This is a genomic window from Bradyrhizobium sp. B124, assembly GCF_038967635.1.
Classification (GTDB): domain Bacteria; phylum Pseudomonadota; class Alphaproteobacteria; order Rhizobiales; family Xanthobacteraceae; genus Bradyrhizobium.
In genome coordinates this window covers 7,872,592-7,889,953 of sequence record NZ_CP152413.1, presented here as the reverse complement: position 1 = coordinate 7,889,953, position 17,362 = coordinate 7,872,592, and the positions used below count along the sequence as shown (strand labels likewise).

12 protein-coding genes and 8 pseudogenes are annotated in these 17,362 nt (G+C 59.3%); 9 read left to right on the top strand and 11 right to left on the bottom strand.

Features of this window, described 5'->3' with window-relative positions; translation table 11 throughout:
- Positions 1-116 precede the first annotated feature (116 nt).
- Positions 117-768, bottom strand: a pseudogene (locus AAFG13_RS37240) (transposase); the annotation flags it as partial.
- A gap of 121 nt (positions 769-889) precedes the next feature.
- Between AAFG13_RS37240 and AAFG13_RS37235 the strand changes: the two are divergent.
- The 3 genes and pseudogenes from AAFG13_RS37235 to AAFG13_RS37225 form a co-directional block, all read left to right on the top strand.
- The gene (locus tag AAFG13_RS37235) at positions 890-1,237 is read left to right on the top strand and encodes a transposase (protein ID WP_342709985.1); all 348 of its coding nucleotides are present in this window, start codon (positions 890-892) and stop codon (positions 1,235-1,237) included.
- Positions 1,234-1,578 (top strand): IS66 family insertion sequence element accessory protein TnpB, encoded by a 345-nt coding sequence (gene tnpB / locus AAFG13_RS37230; RefSeq protein WP_342709984.1) that lies wholly within the window; start codon positions 1,234-1,236, stop codon positions 1,576-1,578. The genes AAFG13_RS37235 and tnpB overlap by 4 nt, the downstream gene beginning before the upstream one ends.
- 74 nt (positions 1,579-1,652) lie before the next feature.
- Positions 1,653-1,964, top strand: a pseudogene (locus AAFG13_RS37225) (transposase); the annotation flags it as partial.
- A gap of 282 nt (positions 1,965-2,246) precedes the next feature.
- On the opposite strand, the gene AAFG13_RS37220 reads toward AAFG13_RS37225, so the two are convergent.
- Complete coding sequence (locus AAFG13_RS37220) at positions 2,247-3,284, bottom strand: IS110 family transposase (protein WP_342713483.1); 1,038 nt, start codon at positions 3,282-3,284, stop codon at positions 2,247-2,249.
- Between the two features lie 78 nt (positions 3,285-3,362).
- Positions 3,363-3,581: pseudogene (locus AAFG13_RS37215) on the bottom strand (transposase); the annotation flags it as partial.
- 88 nt (positions 3,582-3,669) lie between these two features.
- On the opposite strand from AAFG13_RS37215, the pseudogene AAFG13_RS37210 reads away from it, so the two are divergent.
- Positions 3,670-3,894: pseudogene (locus tag AAFG13_RS37210) on the top strand (transposase domain-containing protein); the annotation flags it as partial.
- Positions 3,895-3,906: 12 nt separating this feature from the next.
- Here the strand turns inward: AAFG13_RS37210 and AAFG13_RS37205 are convergent.
- Together AAFG13_RS37205 and AAFG13_RS37200 are read right to left on the bottom strand one after the other, a co-directional pair.
- Positions 3,907-4,112, bottom strand: a pseudogene (locus AAFG13_RS37205) (IS110 family transposase); the annotation flags it as partial.
- A 643-nt stretch (positions 4,113-4,755) separates the two neighbouring features.
- Positions 4,756-5,469 carry an SDR family oxidoreductase gene (locus AAFG13_RS37200; RefSeq protein WP_342709983.1) on the bottom strand — a complete coding sequence of 238 codons (714 nt, stop codon included), beginning with the start codon at positions 5,467-5,469 and terminating at the stop codon, positions 4,756-4,758.
- 1,275 nt (positions 5,470-6,744) lie between these two features.
- On the opposite strand from AAFG13_RS37200, the pseudogene AAFG13_RS37195 reads away from it, so the two are divergent.
- From AAFG13_RS37195 to AAFG13_RS37180, 4 genes and pseudogenes are all read left to right on the top strand, one after another.
- Positions 6,745-7,816, top strand: a pseudogene (locus AAFG13_RS37195) (transposase).
- A 174-nt stretch (positions 7,817-7,990) separates the two neighbouring features.
- On the top strand, positions 7,991-9,439 hold the full coding sequence (locus tag AAFG13_RS37190) for an IS4 family transposase (RefSeq protein ID WP_342709982.1): 1,449 nt from the start codon (positions 7,991-7,993) through the stop codon (positions 9,437-9,439).
- A 284-nt stretch (positions 9,440-9,723) separates the two neighbouring features.
- Positions 9,724-9,876: a hypothetical protein gene (locus AAFG13_RS37185; protein WP_342709981.1), complete on the top strand. Its 153-nt coding sequence runs from the start codon at positions 9,724-9,726 to the stop codon at positions 9,874-9,876.
- A gap of 431 nt (positions 9,877-10,307) precedes the next feature.
- Entirely contained in the window at positions 10,308-10,574 is a 267-nt protein-coding gene (locus AAFG13_RS37180) for a hypothetical protein (protein ID WP_342709980.1), read from the top strand.
- Here AAFG13_RS37180 and AAFG13_RS37175 read toward each other — a convergent pair.
- The 3 genes and pseudogenes from AAFG13_RS37175 to AAFG13_RS37165 form a co-directional block, all read right to left on the bottom strand.
- The gene (locus tag AAFG13_RS37175; RefSeq protein WP_342709979.1) at positions 10,565-11,428 is read right to left on the bottom strand and encodes a CmcJ/NvfI family oxidoreductase; all 864 of its coding nucleotides are present in this window, start codon (positions 11,426-11,428) and stop codon (positions 10,565-10,567) included. The two genes, AAFG13_RS37180 and AAFG13_RS37175, sit on opposite strands and share 10 nt — an antisense overlap.
- A gap of 612 nt (positions 11,429-12,040) precedes the next feature.
- A complete protein-coding gene (locus tag AAFG13_RS37170) occupies positions 12,041-12,271 on the bottom strand; it encodes a hypothetical protein (RefSeq protein ID WP_342709978.1) in 231 nt (76 codons plus the stop codon).
- A gap of 440 nt (positions 12,272-12,711) precedes the next feature.
- Positions 12,712-13,498 (bottom strand): annotated as a pseudogene (locus AAFG13_RS37165) (IS110 family transposase); the annotation flags it as partial.
- Here AAFG13_RS37165 and AAFG13_RS37160 point away from each other — a divergent pair.
- Positions 13,445-13,816 (top strand): annotated as a pseudogene (locus AAFG13_RS37160) (hypothetical protein); the annotation flags it as partial. The pseudogenes AAFG13_RS37165 and AAFG13_RS37160 overlap by 54 nt on opposite strands.
- 221 nt (positions 13,817-14,037) lie before the next feature.
- Here the strand turns inward: AAFG13_RS37160 and AAFG13_RS37155 are convergent.
- From AAFG13_RS37155 to AAFG13_RS37145, 3 genes are all read right to left on the bottom strand, one after another.
- Positions 14,038-14,868 carry an ABC transporter permease gene (locus tag AAFG13_RS37155; RefSeq protein WP_342709977.1) on the bottom strand — a complete coding sequence of 277 codons (831 nt, stop codon included), beginning with the start codon at positions 14,866-14,868 and terminating at the stop codon, positions 14,038-14,040.
- A gap of 5 nt (positions 14,869-14,873) precedes the next feature.
- The gene (locus AAFG13_RS37150; protein ID WP_342709976.1) at positions 14,874-16,124 is read right to left on the bottom strand and encodes an ABC transporter permease; all 1,251 of its coding nucleotides are present in this window, start codon (positions 16,122-16,124) and stop codon (positions 14,874-14,876) included.
- A 73-nt stretch (positions 16,125-16,197) separates the two neighbouring features.
- Positions 16,198-17,265: an ABC transporter substrate-binding protein gene (locus tag AAFG13_RS37145; protein ID WP_342709975.1), complete on the bottom strand. Its 1,068-nt coding sequence runs from the start codon at positions 17,263-17,265 to the stop codon at positions 16,198-16,200.
- Positions 17,266-17,362: the final 97 nt, after the last annotated feature.

Sequence of the window (17,362 nt, the reverse complement as noted above, 5' to 3'; positions counted from 1 at the left end):
TCTGCTCCTATCCCGCTGCGGTCGTCGGCGCTGTTTCCGGCCACAAAGGGTCTGACGAGCATTCTCTCTGCCGTGATTCCGCCTCCGCCCATGCACGTTGATAAGAAGGTGCCCAATCAAGCTTTCTGCACTTGCATCAACCGCCCACTGAACCCGGCCAATTCACGAGCGATAGCTGTGCAGACCACCGTCGTTCGTTTGCCGCGCAAAGCTAGTTTCCGGCAGCGGGCCGTCAAGCGGCTCTGCGCCTCCCAAGCAGTTTCTCACGCACTGCTGGCGACGCCTGCTCGAGCCGGTATAGCTTTGTCTAGCCGATCTTCGGCGGGTGTCGATATGTCGAGGCGCGTTCGACCGACATGTGGCGAACACGGAGTTGCCGGACTTGGTGATGCCGCCACGCCTGACAGATTCTCCCGTCAATCGTTCGCCTGGCACCAGGCCGAGGTGACCAGAAGTTGACGCGGGCCTCAAACGGCTCACGTCACCAACCTCGGTCGCAATCGTCACTGCGACGAGCAGATCGACGCCGCACAAAGTTTGAAGCGCCCGCACGAGTGGCTCCAGAGACCAGGCCGAGACGAACTCTTCGATTGTGCGCTCGAGCCGGTCGACCCGGTTCCTGGCGACACAAACCGCTTCGACCATTTCTTGTAGTGCGATCTGATGTGCGGGGTGATCGAACTGCTTCCTGGAGCCACGCAAATAGCGCATCGTCCAGCCCTTTTTGCGGGGACAGGTGCGGCCATGCTTGAGCATGAAGGCGCTTACCGCCAGCGGCAAAGAGACGCCGTCTGGCGGAGTGGGTGAGCGATCGGCTATCGGCTGCTGAGTTTGTGAGCCGATGTGAGCTTCTATGTCTGCGCCTAGTTCTGGAACTAGAACCTTCCATATGATCGAAGCGGTCGCCGACCGTCTTGAGGGAGCGCCGCGTCAGCTTCGCCGACGCTGGTCGGACGAGTTCAAGGCGCAAGTTGTGACAGAGGCGCTGGAGCCTGGCGCGAGCGTCTCGGCGATCGCCCGCCGGATCGGCATTCACCCGTCGCAGCTGTTCGCCTGGCGCCGTGATGCTCGGGCCGAGCGGCATTATCGCTCGCGGCCCTCGAGTTGCGAGGGTGTGGTGGCTTCTGTGGCAGGCGCGGTGATCGAAATTGCGATTGGCGAGGTGGTCGTGCGCGCCGGCGTGGATGTTGACGAGGCGCACTTGCAGCGGGTGATCCCGGCGGTCCGTTCGGCATGATCCCCTCTGGTGTGAAGGTGTTCCTGGCCAGCCATCCAGTCGACTTCCGCAAGGGTATCGATGGCCTTGTTGCGCTGGTGCGCGATGCGGGCTCAGATCCGTTCGACGGTGCGCTTTATGTCTTCCGGGCCAAAAGAGCCGACAGAATAAAGATCGTATGGTGGAATGGCTCCGGCGTGTGCCTCTATTTAAAACGGCTTGAAAAGGCGAAGTTCTGCTGGCCGCGGATCGGGCATCATCGGGTGCAGATGAATCCTGCGCAGTTGATGGCACTGGTGGATGGAATGGACTGGAAGCGGGTCCGGACCGTGGCGGTCAAGCCGCCGGAGATTGTTGGGTAAAAGCGCTGCGGCGAAGTGAATCAGTGAGCTGAAAGGGCAAGAGAACCGGGGCAAAATGTGCTCGGGTCGGGCCAATGACGCCGCCGCCCGATCTCAGCCTCCCGAATGACATAGAGACGCTGAAGGCCATGGTACTTGCCATGGCCGAGAAGGCGGCCCGCGCCGATGCTCTGGAGAGCGAAGTCGCCGATCTCAGGGCGCGCAACGCCGATGCCGATGCGCGCATCGCGCGGCTGACGCAGATCCTGAAGGCCTTCGACCGCGCCCGGTTCGGCCGACGATCGGAAAAGCTCGGCTCTGCGAACGGTGACGATGAACAGCAGAGCTTTGTCTTCGAGGAAATCGAGACCGGCATCGCTGCGATCAAGGCCCAGGTCAGCAAGGGCCGTGAGCAGGCGGACGTGTGTGGACGCCCCACTAAATGCAAGCAAAATTTAACTTCGGAACAGGCATGTGGTCGGGTGCTGACGTGTGTCCGGCCTCTTTGATGCGACCTCGACACGTCGCGGGCCCTTATGGAATGCGTGGATTGGATCCAATTCGGCTATGCGTGCTCGTGGCACTCATCCACTTATTGATTCTTCCAATCCCAGTCCCTGACCGATGGCCCATAATCCTCCGTTAGACCTTACCACATTTCCCGACGTCTCTCGGCTTCTGGCCTTGCGCTACGCAGTGCCAGACGCTGGAGCTTGGTAAGCGCCACCGCGGACCATCAAGGCCCAAGCGGTACGCGCCAATTTGTTCGCTAAAGCGACCGCAATCAGCTTTGGAGGCTTCTTCGAGAGAATTCTCGCCAGCCAGGATCCTGCTGGCGATCCATATCGTCTTGCCCATCGCACGACGGCGGTCGCACCAAGCACAAGGAGGCGTCGGAGATCTCGCCGACCCATCCTGGAGATTTTGCCAAGCCTGTCCTTGCCTCCGGAAGAATTCTGTTTGGGCGTGAGACCAATCCAGGCCGCAAAATCACGCCCCTTGGAAAAGGTCTTCGCCGAGGGCGCCAAGGCCTCTATCGCTGTGGCGCAGATTGCCCCGATCCCAGGAATAGTCATTAAGCGAGAGGCGACCTCGTCCTGTCGAGCGCGCATCCGTAGCCCCTTCTCCAGCTCTGCTATCTGCTGCGACAGGGCTTCCACATGCCTCAAGAGATTCTGGCAAAGGCCACGAGCAAGATCGGGCAGGTCCGGATATGCTGCCAAGAGCTCATCCAGGCGGGGGATATGTCTCACGCCCTGAGCAACGATCAAGCCGTATTCCGCAAGATGTCCGCGCAAAGCATTAATCGCCTGTGTACGCTGTCGAACCAAGAGATCACGAACCTTGAATGCCATGGAAGAGGCTTGCTTCTCGGCGCTCTTGACGCCGACAAAGCGCATCGTTGGTCGAGACGCGGCTTCGGCGATCGCTTCCGCATCCGCTGCATCGTTCTTCTGACGCTTAACGAAGGGCTTCACGTAGGAGGGATGGATCAGCCGGACCTCGTGCCCCAATTTACCGATCTCCCGTCCCCAATAGTGAGCGCTGGCGCAGGCCTCCATCGCAACCACACACCTTGGCAACTTGGCGAAAAACTCGAGCAATCTGCTGCGGTTGAGCTCTTTACGCAGGACCATCCTTCCATCCTGCCCCGCGCCGTGGACCTGAAACACGTTCTTAGCCAAATCCAAACCAACGATGCTAACGACGGCTGCTACCGGCGACACGGAGGGCTCCGCAGCCGCCGGTAGCGTCGTTTCCGGTACCAAAGGCACAAACGATAAGGTATCCGCCGAAGCCGGCAGCACCAACTGGCCCAAACGCGCTCGACGGCGCCAGTCATGCACCTGCTGGGGCCGGCAGCCATGGCGGCGGGCGACATCTGTGACAATCGCACCCGGCTCGAGGCTTTCCGCCGCAATCTGTGCCTTCAAATCATCCGGCCAGCGCTTTCGACCTACGCCAGCATACACTTCGATACGCGGCGACAACGGTCGTCTTATGTCGTCCGAATGGTCGTCCATTGTGAGCACCCTTGCCGAAGGTGACTCTTCTAGCGATCCTCCCAAATCTAAGCACAAACAATCTCAAGGGCCTCGGCGCTACGCTTACGTCGAACACGCCATCAGGCCACAAACAATTGCGAGAAAGAATAGCCTCTTCGCGGGCAGCGACGGCGGCGAACGAACCTGGGCAACCATCGCAACACTGCGGCAGACAGCGAAAATAAACAACGTCGATCCATTCGCCTGGCCCCGCCTAACACTTCAGCGTATCGCCAACGGCTGGCCGAGCAGCGAAATCGACGCGCTTATGCCATGGAACCACGCCGCCTGACGGCCGCTTACCGCTTACCTGCTGCCGGTGAATCCGCAGCGTCTCAACCACTGCCGATCGGGCGCGAACGAAATCGCGCATCGCTTCGTGACCTTCATCGGGACCCCACACAGCCGTCAGCTCGCCGGCGCGTACCGCCGCGCGAGAGAAACGACGTCCCGGCGGTTCGTCTTCACGCGATCGCCCGGCTTCCTTGGGATCAGCGATGGCGCCACCACGCGGAATCTGCTCGACATGCGCCCTTCTCTGCTGCACTTGCGGACCGTCGCTGGCGCGAGCCTCAACGGCGTTTCATCAAGAAGCCAAGGCTTTCCACAGAGACCGCGATCGCATAAAAGGACTTGGCGCTGCATTGCCCCCTCCAAGATGCACACGGGCCCGTGGCGCACCAGCAGCTCATAGTGCTCATCTTATCAATCCGAAGGTCAGGCATGCGTGGAGCGGCATTTCCCGAGCCTCGATCGACGAGCGCGTCATCATCATGAGCGCGCACTTGCGCACACTTGACAGATGGCAGCTGGACAAAACAATAGCCTCCGGCGCGCATACCGGAGGCGTCTTGTCGCTATCTTTCGTCCTTTTAGCAGTTTGCTAGTATCACGAGTTGTGCTGAGCGTGACGCAGCATCGTGAGGCTGTTTTGGTTCTTCATCTCATTGGCAGCAACGCCATGGTTTTTGCCCCTCGTGGTCCGATATCGCATCGCCAGCCTCTTCACAAGACTGCGGATGACGACAGGTTCATCGGTCTGATCGAAGGAAGGCTCAAAGCAGGTTACATGAAAAATTGGGTCTCCGGACGCACTTACAGTGGCACGCCACGGGGCGGCGTCGTGGTTTTGCCATACCCTATTTGCTATCTGTCACACTGCATGTCCCACCGTCATTCCGCCGCAGACATACAGAACCTGTCCAGTAATGAAGCCAGCTCTCTCATCGAGGAACATTGCAACAGCGTGTGCGACCTCCTCAGGTTGACCCATACGTCGAGTTGGGACAGCGTCGATTATAGCCTGCGTGCGTCGATCTCCGTCAGGATTGGCCGCTTCGAAAAGCGCGGTTCTTATTGGACCGGGGCCCACAGCATTTACAGTTATGCCGTGCCGTGCCAGCTCCAACGCCCACGTCTTGGTCATCCCGTGCAGGCCAGACTTTGTCGCAGCGTAAAGAGAGCGCATTTCCTTGCCAAGCGCGGCCCGGCTGGAAATGTTTACCACGCGTCCAAAGCCCAGATGCTTCATCCCGGGCAGCAATGTCTGCATGCATTGCAAAGCACAGCGAATATTCAATGACACGACAGCCTCGAGATCTTTCAAAGTCGCATCTTCGATCGACGCAGGGCGTACGACCCCCACGTTATTAACGAGACGAGCAATCGGCCCATGTGACATAGCTTGTTTGAGACCTTCGATGGTTCCTTCGGAAGTGGACAGATCGGCGGGGACCCAGCGATCGGCCAATTCAAGTGGTGCAGCTTTGTCGAGATTGACGCAATCGAATCCGTCTTGAACCAGCCTTGACATTATGGCACAACCGATGCCCGAGGAGCCACCTGTTACAAGAACACGCCCCCTCATCACTGTACTCCTCTTATGAGCGCCAAAGATCAGGCACAAGTACTCGACTTAAGGTGACGGGGAACACACCACTGCGTCATAGCTCTTCGCTCGGCTCACGTACCGTCGCGCGTCAATGTTGCCTCGGCTGCGCAACGTTACGATATGAGACACATAACCACCAATTAGTACGTCCAATATAGTGCACAAGGTAGGTTGATCGCCGACAATTTCGTGCTTCTCGAGCTTACATTCTGCGCAAGTTGATGAAATCCGCGCGGAACTTGCGATCATGCATGTTCGGGCGAGTCTCGTCACTACTCCGGCATACTCGAAAACCTCGTATCCGTCTGACGACGTCCAATGACGGCCACCTTGAGTGAGGCGGCGTGTGAGAACTGGTCGCAGCTGATGTCGCGAGGGCACGGCCTGGAAGCGCGACCAAAGGCGGATTGTGGTGGCAGCTACGCCGCGCGAGTCATCTCACCAACCACGCCCGCGGCACCGCGGTTCGCTCACACCCGCTTGTAGGCTTCCCACACAAGCCGCTTCCGGATTTCAGACGGCTTTGTCTCAGACACCGGCTCATCCGATGCTGGTTGGCCAGCGTCTGTGGTTGGAGAGTGGTGTCGCTTTGCTCCACCCGTGTTACAAGGCTTCCTCGCTGGTACAGACCCGTCCGCCCCTGTATCCGCATCAGTAGTCCGCTCTTCATAGGTCAGCAACTTGGAGTTCGCCCTTTGGATCGACGCGACAGGTTTCCAGGTTCCACCCAAGACCCTCTCACTGGCCTCACGCCGCCTCCATTCGGTTACCACTCGGACAGTCGGCAGGCCTCCTCTGAGCTTCATTCCAAGTCAACGACTGGAGGCTCGCTTGGGCGACGTCCCCACGCTTTCGACACGTCGTCAACGATTCACTTGCGTTTGCCTTGCCAGCACGAACCTGACGGTTTACCCGCATTTTCCGTAACGCTCACCAAGCCAGTCATTGAAGCGAGCAGCTTGCGGTGGTTTGGACCCCGATCCTGTAATCCAAGTCCGTGGACCTACCCTCATCTCTTGCGCAGCAAGGCTGCATCGAGTGGGCTCTTACTTTACATGATCCTCTTCGCGCCGTCGTTGCACCATCATCAGCATATGTCGTCCTTTGAGCCTAAATCGCGCCACCTGCTCGAACTATCTCCCGATGCCCTCGTTGTCCGGGATCGATTGGCGCAACCCTCAAGAAACCCGGCGTCCGACGCGGGTCGGTTAGTCGTTTTACAGGTGCTGCTTGATCTGATTCAATGGCTTCGTGATATCAAAGCCGGACGATCTTCCATCGGACCTTGTCAGTGCCCTGGCGGCGCTGCAGGCCGAGCGTGAGGCGCGGCTGCGAGCCGAGGCGGTGGCTGCCAGTGCGCGGGCGGAGCTGTCGGACAACGAGGCGCTGGTCGCGCATCTCGAGCTGCGGATCGAGAAGCTCAAACGCGAACTGTACGGGCAGCGCTCCGAGCGCACGGCGCTGCTGCTCGAGCAGTTGGAACTGCAGCTCGAAGACCTCGTCGCCACGGCGAGCGAGGATGAGCTTGCGGCGCAGGCCGCAGCGGCGAAGACGCAGAACGTCCGCCCCTTCACGCGCAAGCGGCCGGTGCGCAAGCCTTGGCCGGACGACATCGAACACGAGCGCGTCGTCATTGACGCTCCGACAAGCTGCGCCTGCTGCGGCGGATCGCGGCTGGCGAAGGTCGGCGAGGATGTGACCAAGACGCTGGAGGAGATCCCGCGTCGCTTCAAGGTCATCGAGACAGTGCGCGAGAAGTTCACCTGCCGCGATTGCGAGAAGATCAGCCAGCCGCCTGCGCCGTTCCATGCCACGCCGCGCGGCTTCATCGGCCCACAATTGCTGGCGACGATCCTGTTCGACAAGTTCGGCATGCATATCCCGCTCAACCGCCAGAGCGCGCGCTCCGCTTCTCGACGACATGCACATCTGGTTGCTGCGTGAGCGCGAAACCCTCTCGCGCTCCTCCGAGGTTCTGAAGCCCATGAACTACATGCTCAGGCGTTGGGACGACTTCGCCCGCTTCCTCGACGATGGCAGGATCTGCTTGACCAACAATTGTGCCGAGCGCGCATTGGGAGGCATCGCATTGGGAAGGCGCAACTAGACCTTCGCCGGCAGCCAACGTGGCGCCGACTGTGCCGCCATCATGCTGACGATGATCACGACCTGTCGCCTCAACGACGTCGATCCCAAGGCCTGGCTCGCCGACGTCCTCGCCCGTATCGCCGATCTTCCCGCATCGCGTCTGCACGAACTGCTGCCCTGGGAATGGAAGCTCCTGCGCCTAGCTGACAAGTCCGCCGATCAGCAGGCTGCCTGACCTTCACGCAACGCCATCATAGAGCTCGCCGCGCCCGCGCGCATGCGTCAATCAGGCGGTCTTCGTCGTCTTACGATTACCCACATTTTTTGAGGTGCAGTGAGTCGAAAAACTTGAGTCGCCAGAATCGCTTGTGATTCTTTGATGGGCACCTGATTCGAGAAGAGGTGCTCTATGGGACTGACTTCACGCGCCCGGGATGAGAAGGCGCATCGGTTGGGGTCTGACGCGGTGACCTGGTTTGACCGCGAAGCTGCGCTGTGCGAATTCCAGGACGCTCGACTTGGCGAGAGATTTCGCATGCTGCTGAAGCAGATTGGTGGAGACATCGGACAGAGCATTCCGATGGTTTGCCAAGACTGGGCGAACACCAAGGCGGCCTATCGTTTCTTCTCCAATGAACGAGTAAGCGAGGCCGACATCCTGTCTGGTCATTTTAAATCGACGCGGGAACGTATCGCGGCCGCGAAAGGGCCTGTTCTTGTCCTGCATGATACGACCGAATTCACCTATCAAAGAGAGCGCCCGGATCTGATCGGGATGATTAAGCGTATCCCCAAAAGCAACTCTCGAAGATTGGACGGAAAACCCCAAACATACACGACATGCGGAATATTGATGCATTCGAGCCTTGCGGTGACCCTCGAGGGGCTTCCACTGGGGCTCAGCGCCGTGAAGTTCTGGACCAGAAAGAAATTCAGAGGGGTCGCTGCGCTCAGGCGCGAGGTCAACCTGACACGGATCCCCATTGAAACCAAGGAGAGCATTCGGTGGCTGGAGAACCTCAAGCAATCCACGGAGCTTTTCGAGGAGCCATCGCAGTGCATCCATATCGGTGATCGTGAGGCCGATATTTATGAATTGTTTTGCGCCGCCCAAGAGGTTGGAACGCACTTCTTGGTAAGGACCTGTGTCAATCGCCTGGCAGGCGATGGCGACCATACCGTTGCAACGATAATGGACGAGGTCGTGGTCAAAGGTCTCCATCGGATCGAAGTCCAGGATAGCAAGGGCAATCCAGACCAGGCTGTTCTTGAAATCCGGTATCGTAAAATCCGTATTCTACCACCGATAGGCAAGCAGTCGCGGTATCCAGCTTTGACTTTGACAGTGATCCACGCTGACGAAAGAGGAGCGCCAAAGAACAGAAAGAAGATTGAATGGAAACTCCTGACCGATCTTCCGGTGCAATCGCGCGGGGATGCGATCGAGAAACTCGAATGGTATTCCCTGCGATGGAAGATCGAGGTCTTCCACAAGATACTCAAATCCGGATGTAGGGCAGAGGACTCGCAACTGCGGACTGCTCAGCGATTGACGAATCTGATCTCGGTATTCTGCATCGTGAGCTGGCGCATTTTTTGGATGACGATGCTCAATCGTTCAGCGCCAAATGCCTCACCGGAATTTGTGCTGACCAAAGCTGAAATCCAATTGCTTGATCGGCTCGTCAAAGACAAGAAGACAGTCAGCACACAACGAAAGACATTGTCGCATTATCTCATCAAGATCGCCAGGCTCGGCGGCTATCTCGCCCGCGCCAACGATCCGCCACCAGGGAATCTGATCATGTGGCGCGGATTATCGCGATTCATCGATATCGCAACGGGCGCGAAACTCTGACTCAAAATGTGGGTAATCGTAAGCTTCGTCGTATGCGTACGAAGGAACGCCGTCTGGTGCGGCAGCAGCTGGCCGCTCGCCGAAGATCGATGCCTGTCCTTGCGCCAAACAGGCTCTCATCAGCCAAAAAGATCAAGCTCGCCGACGGCCATCCGGCCCGTCCTCTCGCGCTCTCTCAGGGCCTAGACGCGTTTCATTTACTACGACCGCATCGAACCATCGGTGGCAGTGGCGCAGCAAGAGCTGCCTGACCGAAAGGGCCGTACGCGCCACGGCAGCACTAGATGCCGCTGGCGCCCTCAAGCCCGGGGCGCCGCGCCAGCGGCACACTGCTCGCGGAGCTGACCGAAGCGCTGCGCAGTTTGCTGCGCGAAAACGGCGGCGCTTGCCTCATGGCGCGTGCTGACGCTGGTCTGGAGCTGGCCTCGAAGCTGTAGTGATGACCGCGCAGCCGGCGCAGGAAGCGCCACCGTCCGGACGCGTGAGCGTCGGGCATGTGGTCAATGCGCTGGCGCGGCTGAACGCGCAGCCGTCCCGGCGGCAGCCGACACGCGCCTGGCATTGCTGACGGCGCCGGGTTGCGACCCCGTGCGTTACGATCGGCTGCGACGATTTGAGGAGACCGAGCATTTTTCGGAGGCGTCATCACGCAGCTGAAGGCGCTGTGATTGCACGGCATGGTGGTCACGTGAGCGGAGCTCAGCGAGCAAGGCGGCCGCTGGCTGATGGACCCGATGCTACGCGTCGACGCCACGGACCACGCCGCGCTATCGCGATCTGGCCGGCTTCGAGTTCGAGGATTCGTCGCTGAGCGCGAGCTGTTGAGGCGGCTGGCCGGCGCGCCTTCATCGAGACTGCGCAGAATGTCGTGCTGCTCGGCGGGTGGGGCACCGGCAAGTTTCATCTGGCCACTGCCAATAACGCGGCTAGATCACTCCGGCGACCAACGGCTACGCTTCTACTCTACCGTGGACACGCGCCGCAGCCTGATTCATCGCGCCACTCTTGGCACCCCGCTTCGGACTATGCCTTTGCGCCTTGCCGCGAGCGATCAAGGGATCGCGACGATCAGGAAGAAAGGAGTTACAACCATCCACAGTCTTCCTGTCCCAAAGCTGCCAAACGTCATTCGTAATACACGAAGAACCGGCTCTCGATACTGGCGCGCGGCTTGGCGTCGGGATAGGCGCCGCGATTTTCGAATGTCGAATGAGCAGACCATCGGTGGTGATGGTCCGCGGAATCGTAGCCTTTGAACAGGTAAATCTCGTCGTGTGTCATGTCAGGCAGATAGTACCAGCGATGCGAAGGATTGTGGCGAAGGGCCCATGACTTGTGCGTCACGCCATGGCCTCGGTAGTCGACTTCGACCAAGTCGCCGGCCTCGATTGAGCCGGCATCGCAGAAAGTGAGGGGGTGGTCCTGCGGCGGCGGCGAAAGAGCCTGCCACGCCTGGATGATCATCAGGCGGGAATACGCCCGGATCTCGATGCCCTGCAGCTGGCAGTCCCGCGCAGCGATCATCGGCCCCCCGACCGGCGAGTAATCGATGTGGGCATGACTGGTTCCGGTCTTCCTGATACCGGATTTGGTGTCGTCCGTCGGGCGAGTGAAGAAGCCCTCCCCTCCGAGAGAACGCAAGTTAATTCCGCCGAGGTCCGCGGTCTGCACCCATGACGCCTTGAAGTAATCCTTAAGCAATGGAACCATCTCCTCCAGGTACTTCTTGCTCAGGAGATCCGGGTCGCGTTCATTCAGACAGGACAGCTCGTGCCGCAGGATAATGAAGCCTTCCTTCTCAAAGGAAAGTTCGTCCACCACCGGCCGCATGTTACGAATAGTAACGTCATAGACGACTTTGGGAAAGTCATATCCAGGTGACGGAGCGACCACCGCCAAGGCCTTCTCGTCGGGCGAGCGCCGGGCGAATCCCATCCGGCCCTGTACGCTGTCAAGCTTGTCACGGTCGACCGGCGTCCGGGCTCGCATTGAATCTCCCATAGCGCTGTTTCCTTTTCCTTATTGGGATGTCACTCGTAGGAGACATAGCTCCGGTTTCTACTTTCGCGGCGTCGTCGCCCTGGTGCATTTCCCCTCAGGCTCGTTCTAGCTTCGATCAAAATTGCACAGCGATTTCGGACCTACAGAACTGCAGTTCGAGGGCTGTATGCGAAGCGATAAGGGCGGCGGAAAAGAAAGAAAAGAGATATTTTTGGTATCTAAGATGCACAATGTTCATCTGTCGTGCCACCCGACATAGCAGCCAAATGTCTGAGCCGATTGCAGTTTGTGGGAGAGAAGAAAATCAAAACCGTCGAACAGCGGAGGCAGGGGCCTAAAGGCTCAGAGGATTTCATCTATCCTCCTAAAAACATCCAACCTCGCCACGAACGAGGCATGTGATGTTGAGTACAACGAGGTGTTTGGACATGGGCCTCGCGCGGCGGCAAGCTTTGCTGCCCGCTGTGAGAGAAGTGCTTCAAAGTTCCAAGGGTCATTCACGCGCCATCAACGCTGATCACCACCCACCCGGTCACCAGTCTGGCGGGCTTGTCCTCGAGGGGGAACACCTCTGATTTTAGGCGGGCAGGTCTCGTCGTCCTAAACGCTTGCTGCTGCCGTAGTTTGCGGCATTAGCATGAGCAGCGTATCGTCATGCATCGCGTTGAACAGCATCCGGCCGATCGGCAGGACGAAGGCGATCAGGATGAACAGCAGGAGCGGCAGAAAAACTGTGAAAGCCTTCATCTTGCGCCGGCGCTCGATACGCTGCAGCGGATCAGCAGCGGCATGCCGTCGGACTGCCAGCGATTGGACGGCCATCGTCACCATCGAATCCTCTGCTCAATCGTCCGTTCGAGGCGGCGAGGAACCCAAGCCCTCCCCCCGCCGCTCCTAATTCATTCTTCGGCGCGAACCAGGCCGCAAAGCGCTAGACTCTTATGTCCATAGTCAATGCTATTGAAGCATGAGCAAAGTTCGGACGTAGGGGTGACGCCCGGCTTTGTGTAAGTGAAGCTGCACAGAGCAGAGATGGGGCGCTCAAGACGACGGTCGATCAGACTCTTATTCGCGGATTGGTTGCCGCCTTCCGTGTTTCGGCTCAGGGCTGACCCGGCATATTGTGGCGGGCGTCGAGCGGAGCTCGGCCACGTAGTCTAGCCAGGGGTTCCCTTCCGCGGCCCCATCCCCGGCGCTGTGCAGTTGGATGATTGCCCGCCGCCTCCGGTAAGCGGATACACCTCCTGGCCGATGGCCCAAAGAAAGGCGGCTGACGGCACGAGGCCGAGGAATGACATGAGTTGGCGAGGGTCGTCGAACCGACGCACGTCGCCAATCTCCGCCACGAATGTGATGGCCACGAGAAAGGACACGCCACGCATTGCCTGATATGCCGCGACGACAGGCGCCATTGACCAGCTGGGGACGACCGCTGGTCGAGACCGTGTAATCGCCCGACGCGTCCTCGATCGCGTTGATAGCATCTTGAAAGACGATTTGCTTCGCCGGATGCTCGAAGCTTTGCTGCGCAAGCCAAGGCGAATGAACGCGTGTCCAATGTTTAAGTTCAGTAAAGATCCGACCATGACGGAGCAGGAAAGCCACCAATTGCTGCCGCTTTTTGCGCAGATCGTCCGCCGCTGACTCGCGCGCTCGCTTCAGGTCACGAACAGCTTCATGGACCGCATCTGGCACCTATACCGAGGTCAGTTCGCCCGCTCGATGCAACCGCGCCAACGTGACGGCATCACGTCGATTAGTCTTAACGCGGTCGCCAGGCTTCTTTGGCGTAAGCGATGGCGCAACGACCGCACAATCGTGTCCGAGGCCTTTGATCTGGCGGTGCAGCCCATATCCCGTGGGGCCGGCTTCGTAGCAGACGTGGAGCTTCATAAAGCATGCCGCGAGTTTGCCGATTACCTTCTCGCCAGTCGCCGGCGAAATATCGATCTCGCCGAGGTACCGAACCTCTCCTTCTCGGCTGCCCTCCGCTACCGCCAGCGCATGCCTCTTCTTAGATGCATCAAATCCGACGAATACTTCGCTATACTTCCGCATGGTCCGTCCTCCGTGCATGAGGCTCGGCACGGTCCTCCGAGCAACCCTCGCAATCTTTGCACGAAAGGGCGGACCGCCGATCCCAGCGTATCGCTGTTTGCGGCCCTCGACATTGCGACCGGACGGGTCATCGGCAAGCGCTATGGACGCCGCCGCGCCGCCGAAATCCGCAAGTTCCTCGATGAGATCGAGCCCGCCGTGCCGCCCGACCTCGACGTCCATCTCGTCATGGACTATTACGTCATCACAAGACCCCACGGATCCGCAGATGGCTGGCTAAAAGCCCCGCGTTGGCACGTGCACCTGACCCCGACCAGCTCGTCATGGCTCAATCAGGTCGAGCGCTTCCTCGCGCTCCTCACCGACAAGAAGATCAGGCGCAGCAAAACACGACGCGATGCTGCGAGCTTCTGGTTCAGGACACTAATTGTAATTTCCGCGCCCGGACCGCTTCATACCGACACAGGCTACATGAACTGTCCGGGCTACCATTTTGAACAGTCTGATAGCATAAGGCACTCTGCATGCGACGGGAAGCATCAGGTGTTACGGATGCCACGCAGGCGCTCCGAGCGGCGCCGCAGCAGCTCGACCGTAGTCAACATGGTAATGGAGAACAGGATCAGCACGGTGGCGGCGGCAAGAATGGTCGGACTGATCTCCTCACGAATGCCGGAAAACATAACCCTGGGCAAGGTCCGTTGCTGGACGCCGGCGACGAAGAGGGCGAGCACCACTTCATCGAAGGACGTGCCGAAGGCGAAGAGCGCGCCGGAGATCATGCCCGGCAGAATGAGCGGCAAGATGATCTTGAAGAAGACGGTGATCGGCGGCCCGCCGAGTCCGGCGGCTGCACGGGTCAGCGAGTGGTCGAAACCCGTTAGGGTTGCGGTCACAGTGATGACGACAAAGGGCGTGGCCAGCGTCGTGTGTGCCAGGATAAGTCCCGTATAGGTGTTGAGCAGCCCGGCATCGGCATAAAAGAAATACAGGGCCACCGCGGTGATTATGAGCGGGACAATCATGGGCGAAATCAACAGACTCATCACCGCCGTGCGCCAGGGGAAGTTCGGGCGACTGAGCCCGAGTGCGGCAAGCGTGCCCAGCGCGGTCGACAGCAATGTGACCGATACGGCGACGAAGAGCGAATTGTGCAGCGCGCCCTGCCACCGGCTGGTCAAGAAGAACTCCTCATACCAACGCAACGACAGCCCTGGCATCGGATAGGTGAAAAAAGGCACGGAATTGAACGACAGTGGGATGATCACAAGGATCGGCGCGATCAGAAACAGAAGCACTGCCCCGCAGATGAGCCGGTGCATTAAAAACCAGCCCTTCTCCATCGGAGAGGCATATGCGGAGGTGGTCATTGTTCTCACCCCATCTTGATCCGGTCGACGCCGACCAGCTTGTTGAAGACATAGTAAAGCAGCAGGGTTGCGGTAAACAGGATGGCGCCAAGTGCCGAGGCCATGCCCCAGTTGAGCTCCTCGTTCGTATAGTGGGCGACGAAATAGCTGACCATCTGGTCGTTCGGCCCGCCGACGAGCGCGGGGGTGATGTAGTAGCCCAGGCACAGGATGAAGGTTAGTAGGCAGCCGGCGGCGATTCCCGGCAGGGTCTGGGGAAAGTAGACCTTCCAGAAGGCGTAGAATGGGCCAGCGCCGAGCGAGCGGGCGGCGCGGACATGGCTCGGGGAGATCGTCTTCATCACGCTGTAGATCGGCAGCAATGTGAAGGGCAACTGGATATGGGTCATTGCTACCACTGTGCCGACTCGGTTGAAGATGAGCTGAGCCGGCTCCGATATAATGTGCAGCGCCATTAGCACGTCGTTGACAACGCCGTGCTGCTGCAGGAGCACGACCCAAGCCGTGGTGCGCACCAGCAGCGAGGTCCAGAACGGCAGCACGACCAAGATCATCAGCAGATTGCTGGACCTGGACGGCAGTGTCGCCAGGAGATAGGCTACCGGGAAGCCCAGCAGTAGGGTCGTGACGGTCACGCCGATGCTAATGCCAATCGTGCGCAGGAAAATATCTTGGAAAATCGCGTTCTCCGGCGGCGAGCGGACGATCTGGTAGTCCGGGCCATATTGGTAATCGACCGAACGCAGCAAGTAATAGGTTGTATAAGCCGAGCTTTCGCGCTTGAGCAGGCTCCAGACGTCGTGATGACCCCAGAGCGGATTGATCTCGATCAGCGCCCCCTTGTAGGGGCCCTCGGAAAGCGTGCTCGCCTTTCGGGCGCTCGACGTGACTTGGCTGCCCACGCCGGGCAGCTCATAGTTCATTCGTTTGCCAATCGCGCTCGTGGTCTTCTGCGCCCAAGCCTGCTTGAGGTCTTCGGCGAGAGCGGCATAGGCGCTCTCGTCGGGTAGGTCCTTGCCGTCCCAACTGCTTAGCGCTGCCGTGGTTCGGGGCATGAGCATCAAGAACGTATCATCACGGACCGCGTTGAATAGCATTCGGCCGATCGGCAAGACGAAAGCGATCAGGACAAACAGCAGAAGCGGCAGGACAAGGGTGAAAGCCCTCAGCTTGCGCCGGCGCTCGATCCGCTGCAGCCTGATCCGCAGCGGCATGCCGTCGGGACTGCCGGCGATTTGGACGGTCATCATCGCCATCGATTTCTCTCTTTCTCTCAGTTCGTCCATCCGAGGCGACGGGGAAAGCGGAAGCCCTCCGCTGTTCCTTGGTCTACTTCGCGAGCCAGGCAGTAAAGCGCTGGCCCAGCTCGTCTTCCTTGTCAGCCCAGAAGGCGGAGTCAGTCTCAAAGGCATTGCTCATATGGTTGGGCGCAGTCGGGAGGTAGGACAGCATCGCCGGATCGACGAGCGGGATCGCGTCCCTATGGGTGGGCCCGTAGGGTACGTAGCGCGTCATGTCGGCCTGCGGCTGGGGCGAACCGGCAAAGGCGAGGAATCTGTAGGCGTCGTCCCTATGCGGGCTGCCCTCGGGAATCGCCCAGATGCCGGTCTCCAATAGCTGGGCGTCCCACATGATCTCGAAGTGCTTGCCGGAGTTCTTGTTTGCATCATAGACGGGGCTGTTATAGATCGTGGTCATGATGACCTGACCATCAGCAAGAAGCTGCGGCGGCTGGGCGCCGGCCGTCCACCAGACGATGTCCTTCTTAATCGTGTCGAGCTTCTTGAAGGCGCGGTCGACGCCCTCGGGCGTGCTCAGGACCTTGTAAACGTCGCTGACGGGCACGCCGTCGGCGATCAGCGCCCGTTCGAGACTACCTCGGGGAAGCTTTCGCAGTCCGCGCTTGCCGGGGAATTTCTGCGTGTCGAAAAAGTCGGCGATAGTCTTTGGGCCGTTCGGCAACTTGTCCTTGTCGTAGGCGATGACTGAAGTAGAGATGACGTAAGGCATACCGCAGTCATACTTGTCGCTGTTCATCAACTTGGACCGGTCCAAGCCTAGCTGGCCTAGCTTCTTCCAGTCGATCGTCTCAACGGTGCCTTCTGCGCAGAGCTGTACGGCCTGGCCCGCGGCGAGGTCGACCACGTCCCAGCTCACGCTCTTGGACTTGACCATGGCTCGGATCTTGGCGATCTCGCCGTTGAACTCGTCTTCAGTGACCTTAATCCCAGTCGACGTCGCGAACGGCTCGAGAACAGCGCTATGCAGGGCCTTCTGATAAGACCCTCCATAGGAGACGATCGTCAACTGACCGGCCGCAAAGGCGAGTTGCGCCGGTGCAAGCCCCCCCAGCGCCAAGCCGATCGTGCCCGCGATCATCAATAGCGTCTTCCTCATCGTCCTTAACGTAGCCCTCATCGTGTGCTCTCCCTCCCTCTGGTATGTTATGCCATCTCAGGATCAGTACAGCCCTGCCGAAATCGCGACCAGCCGC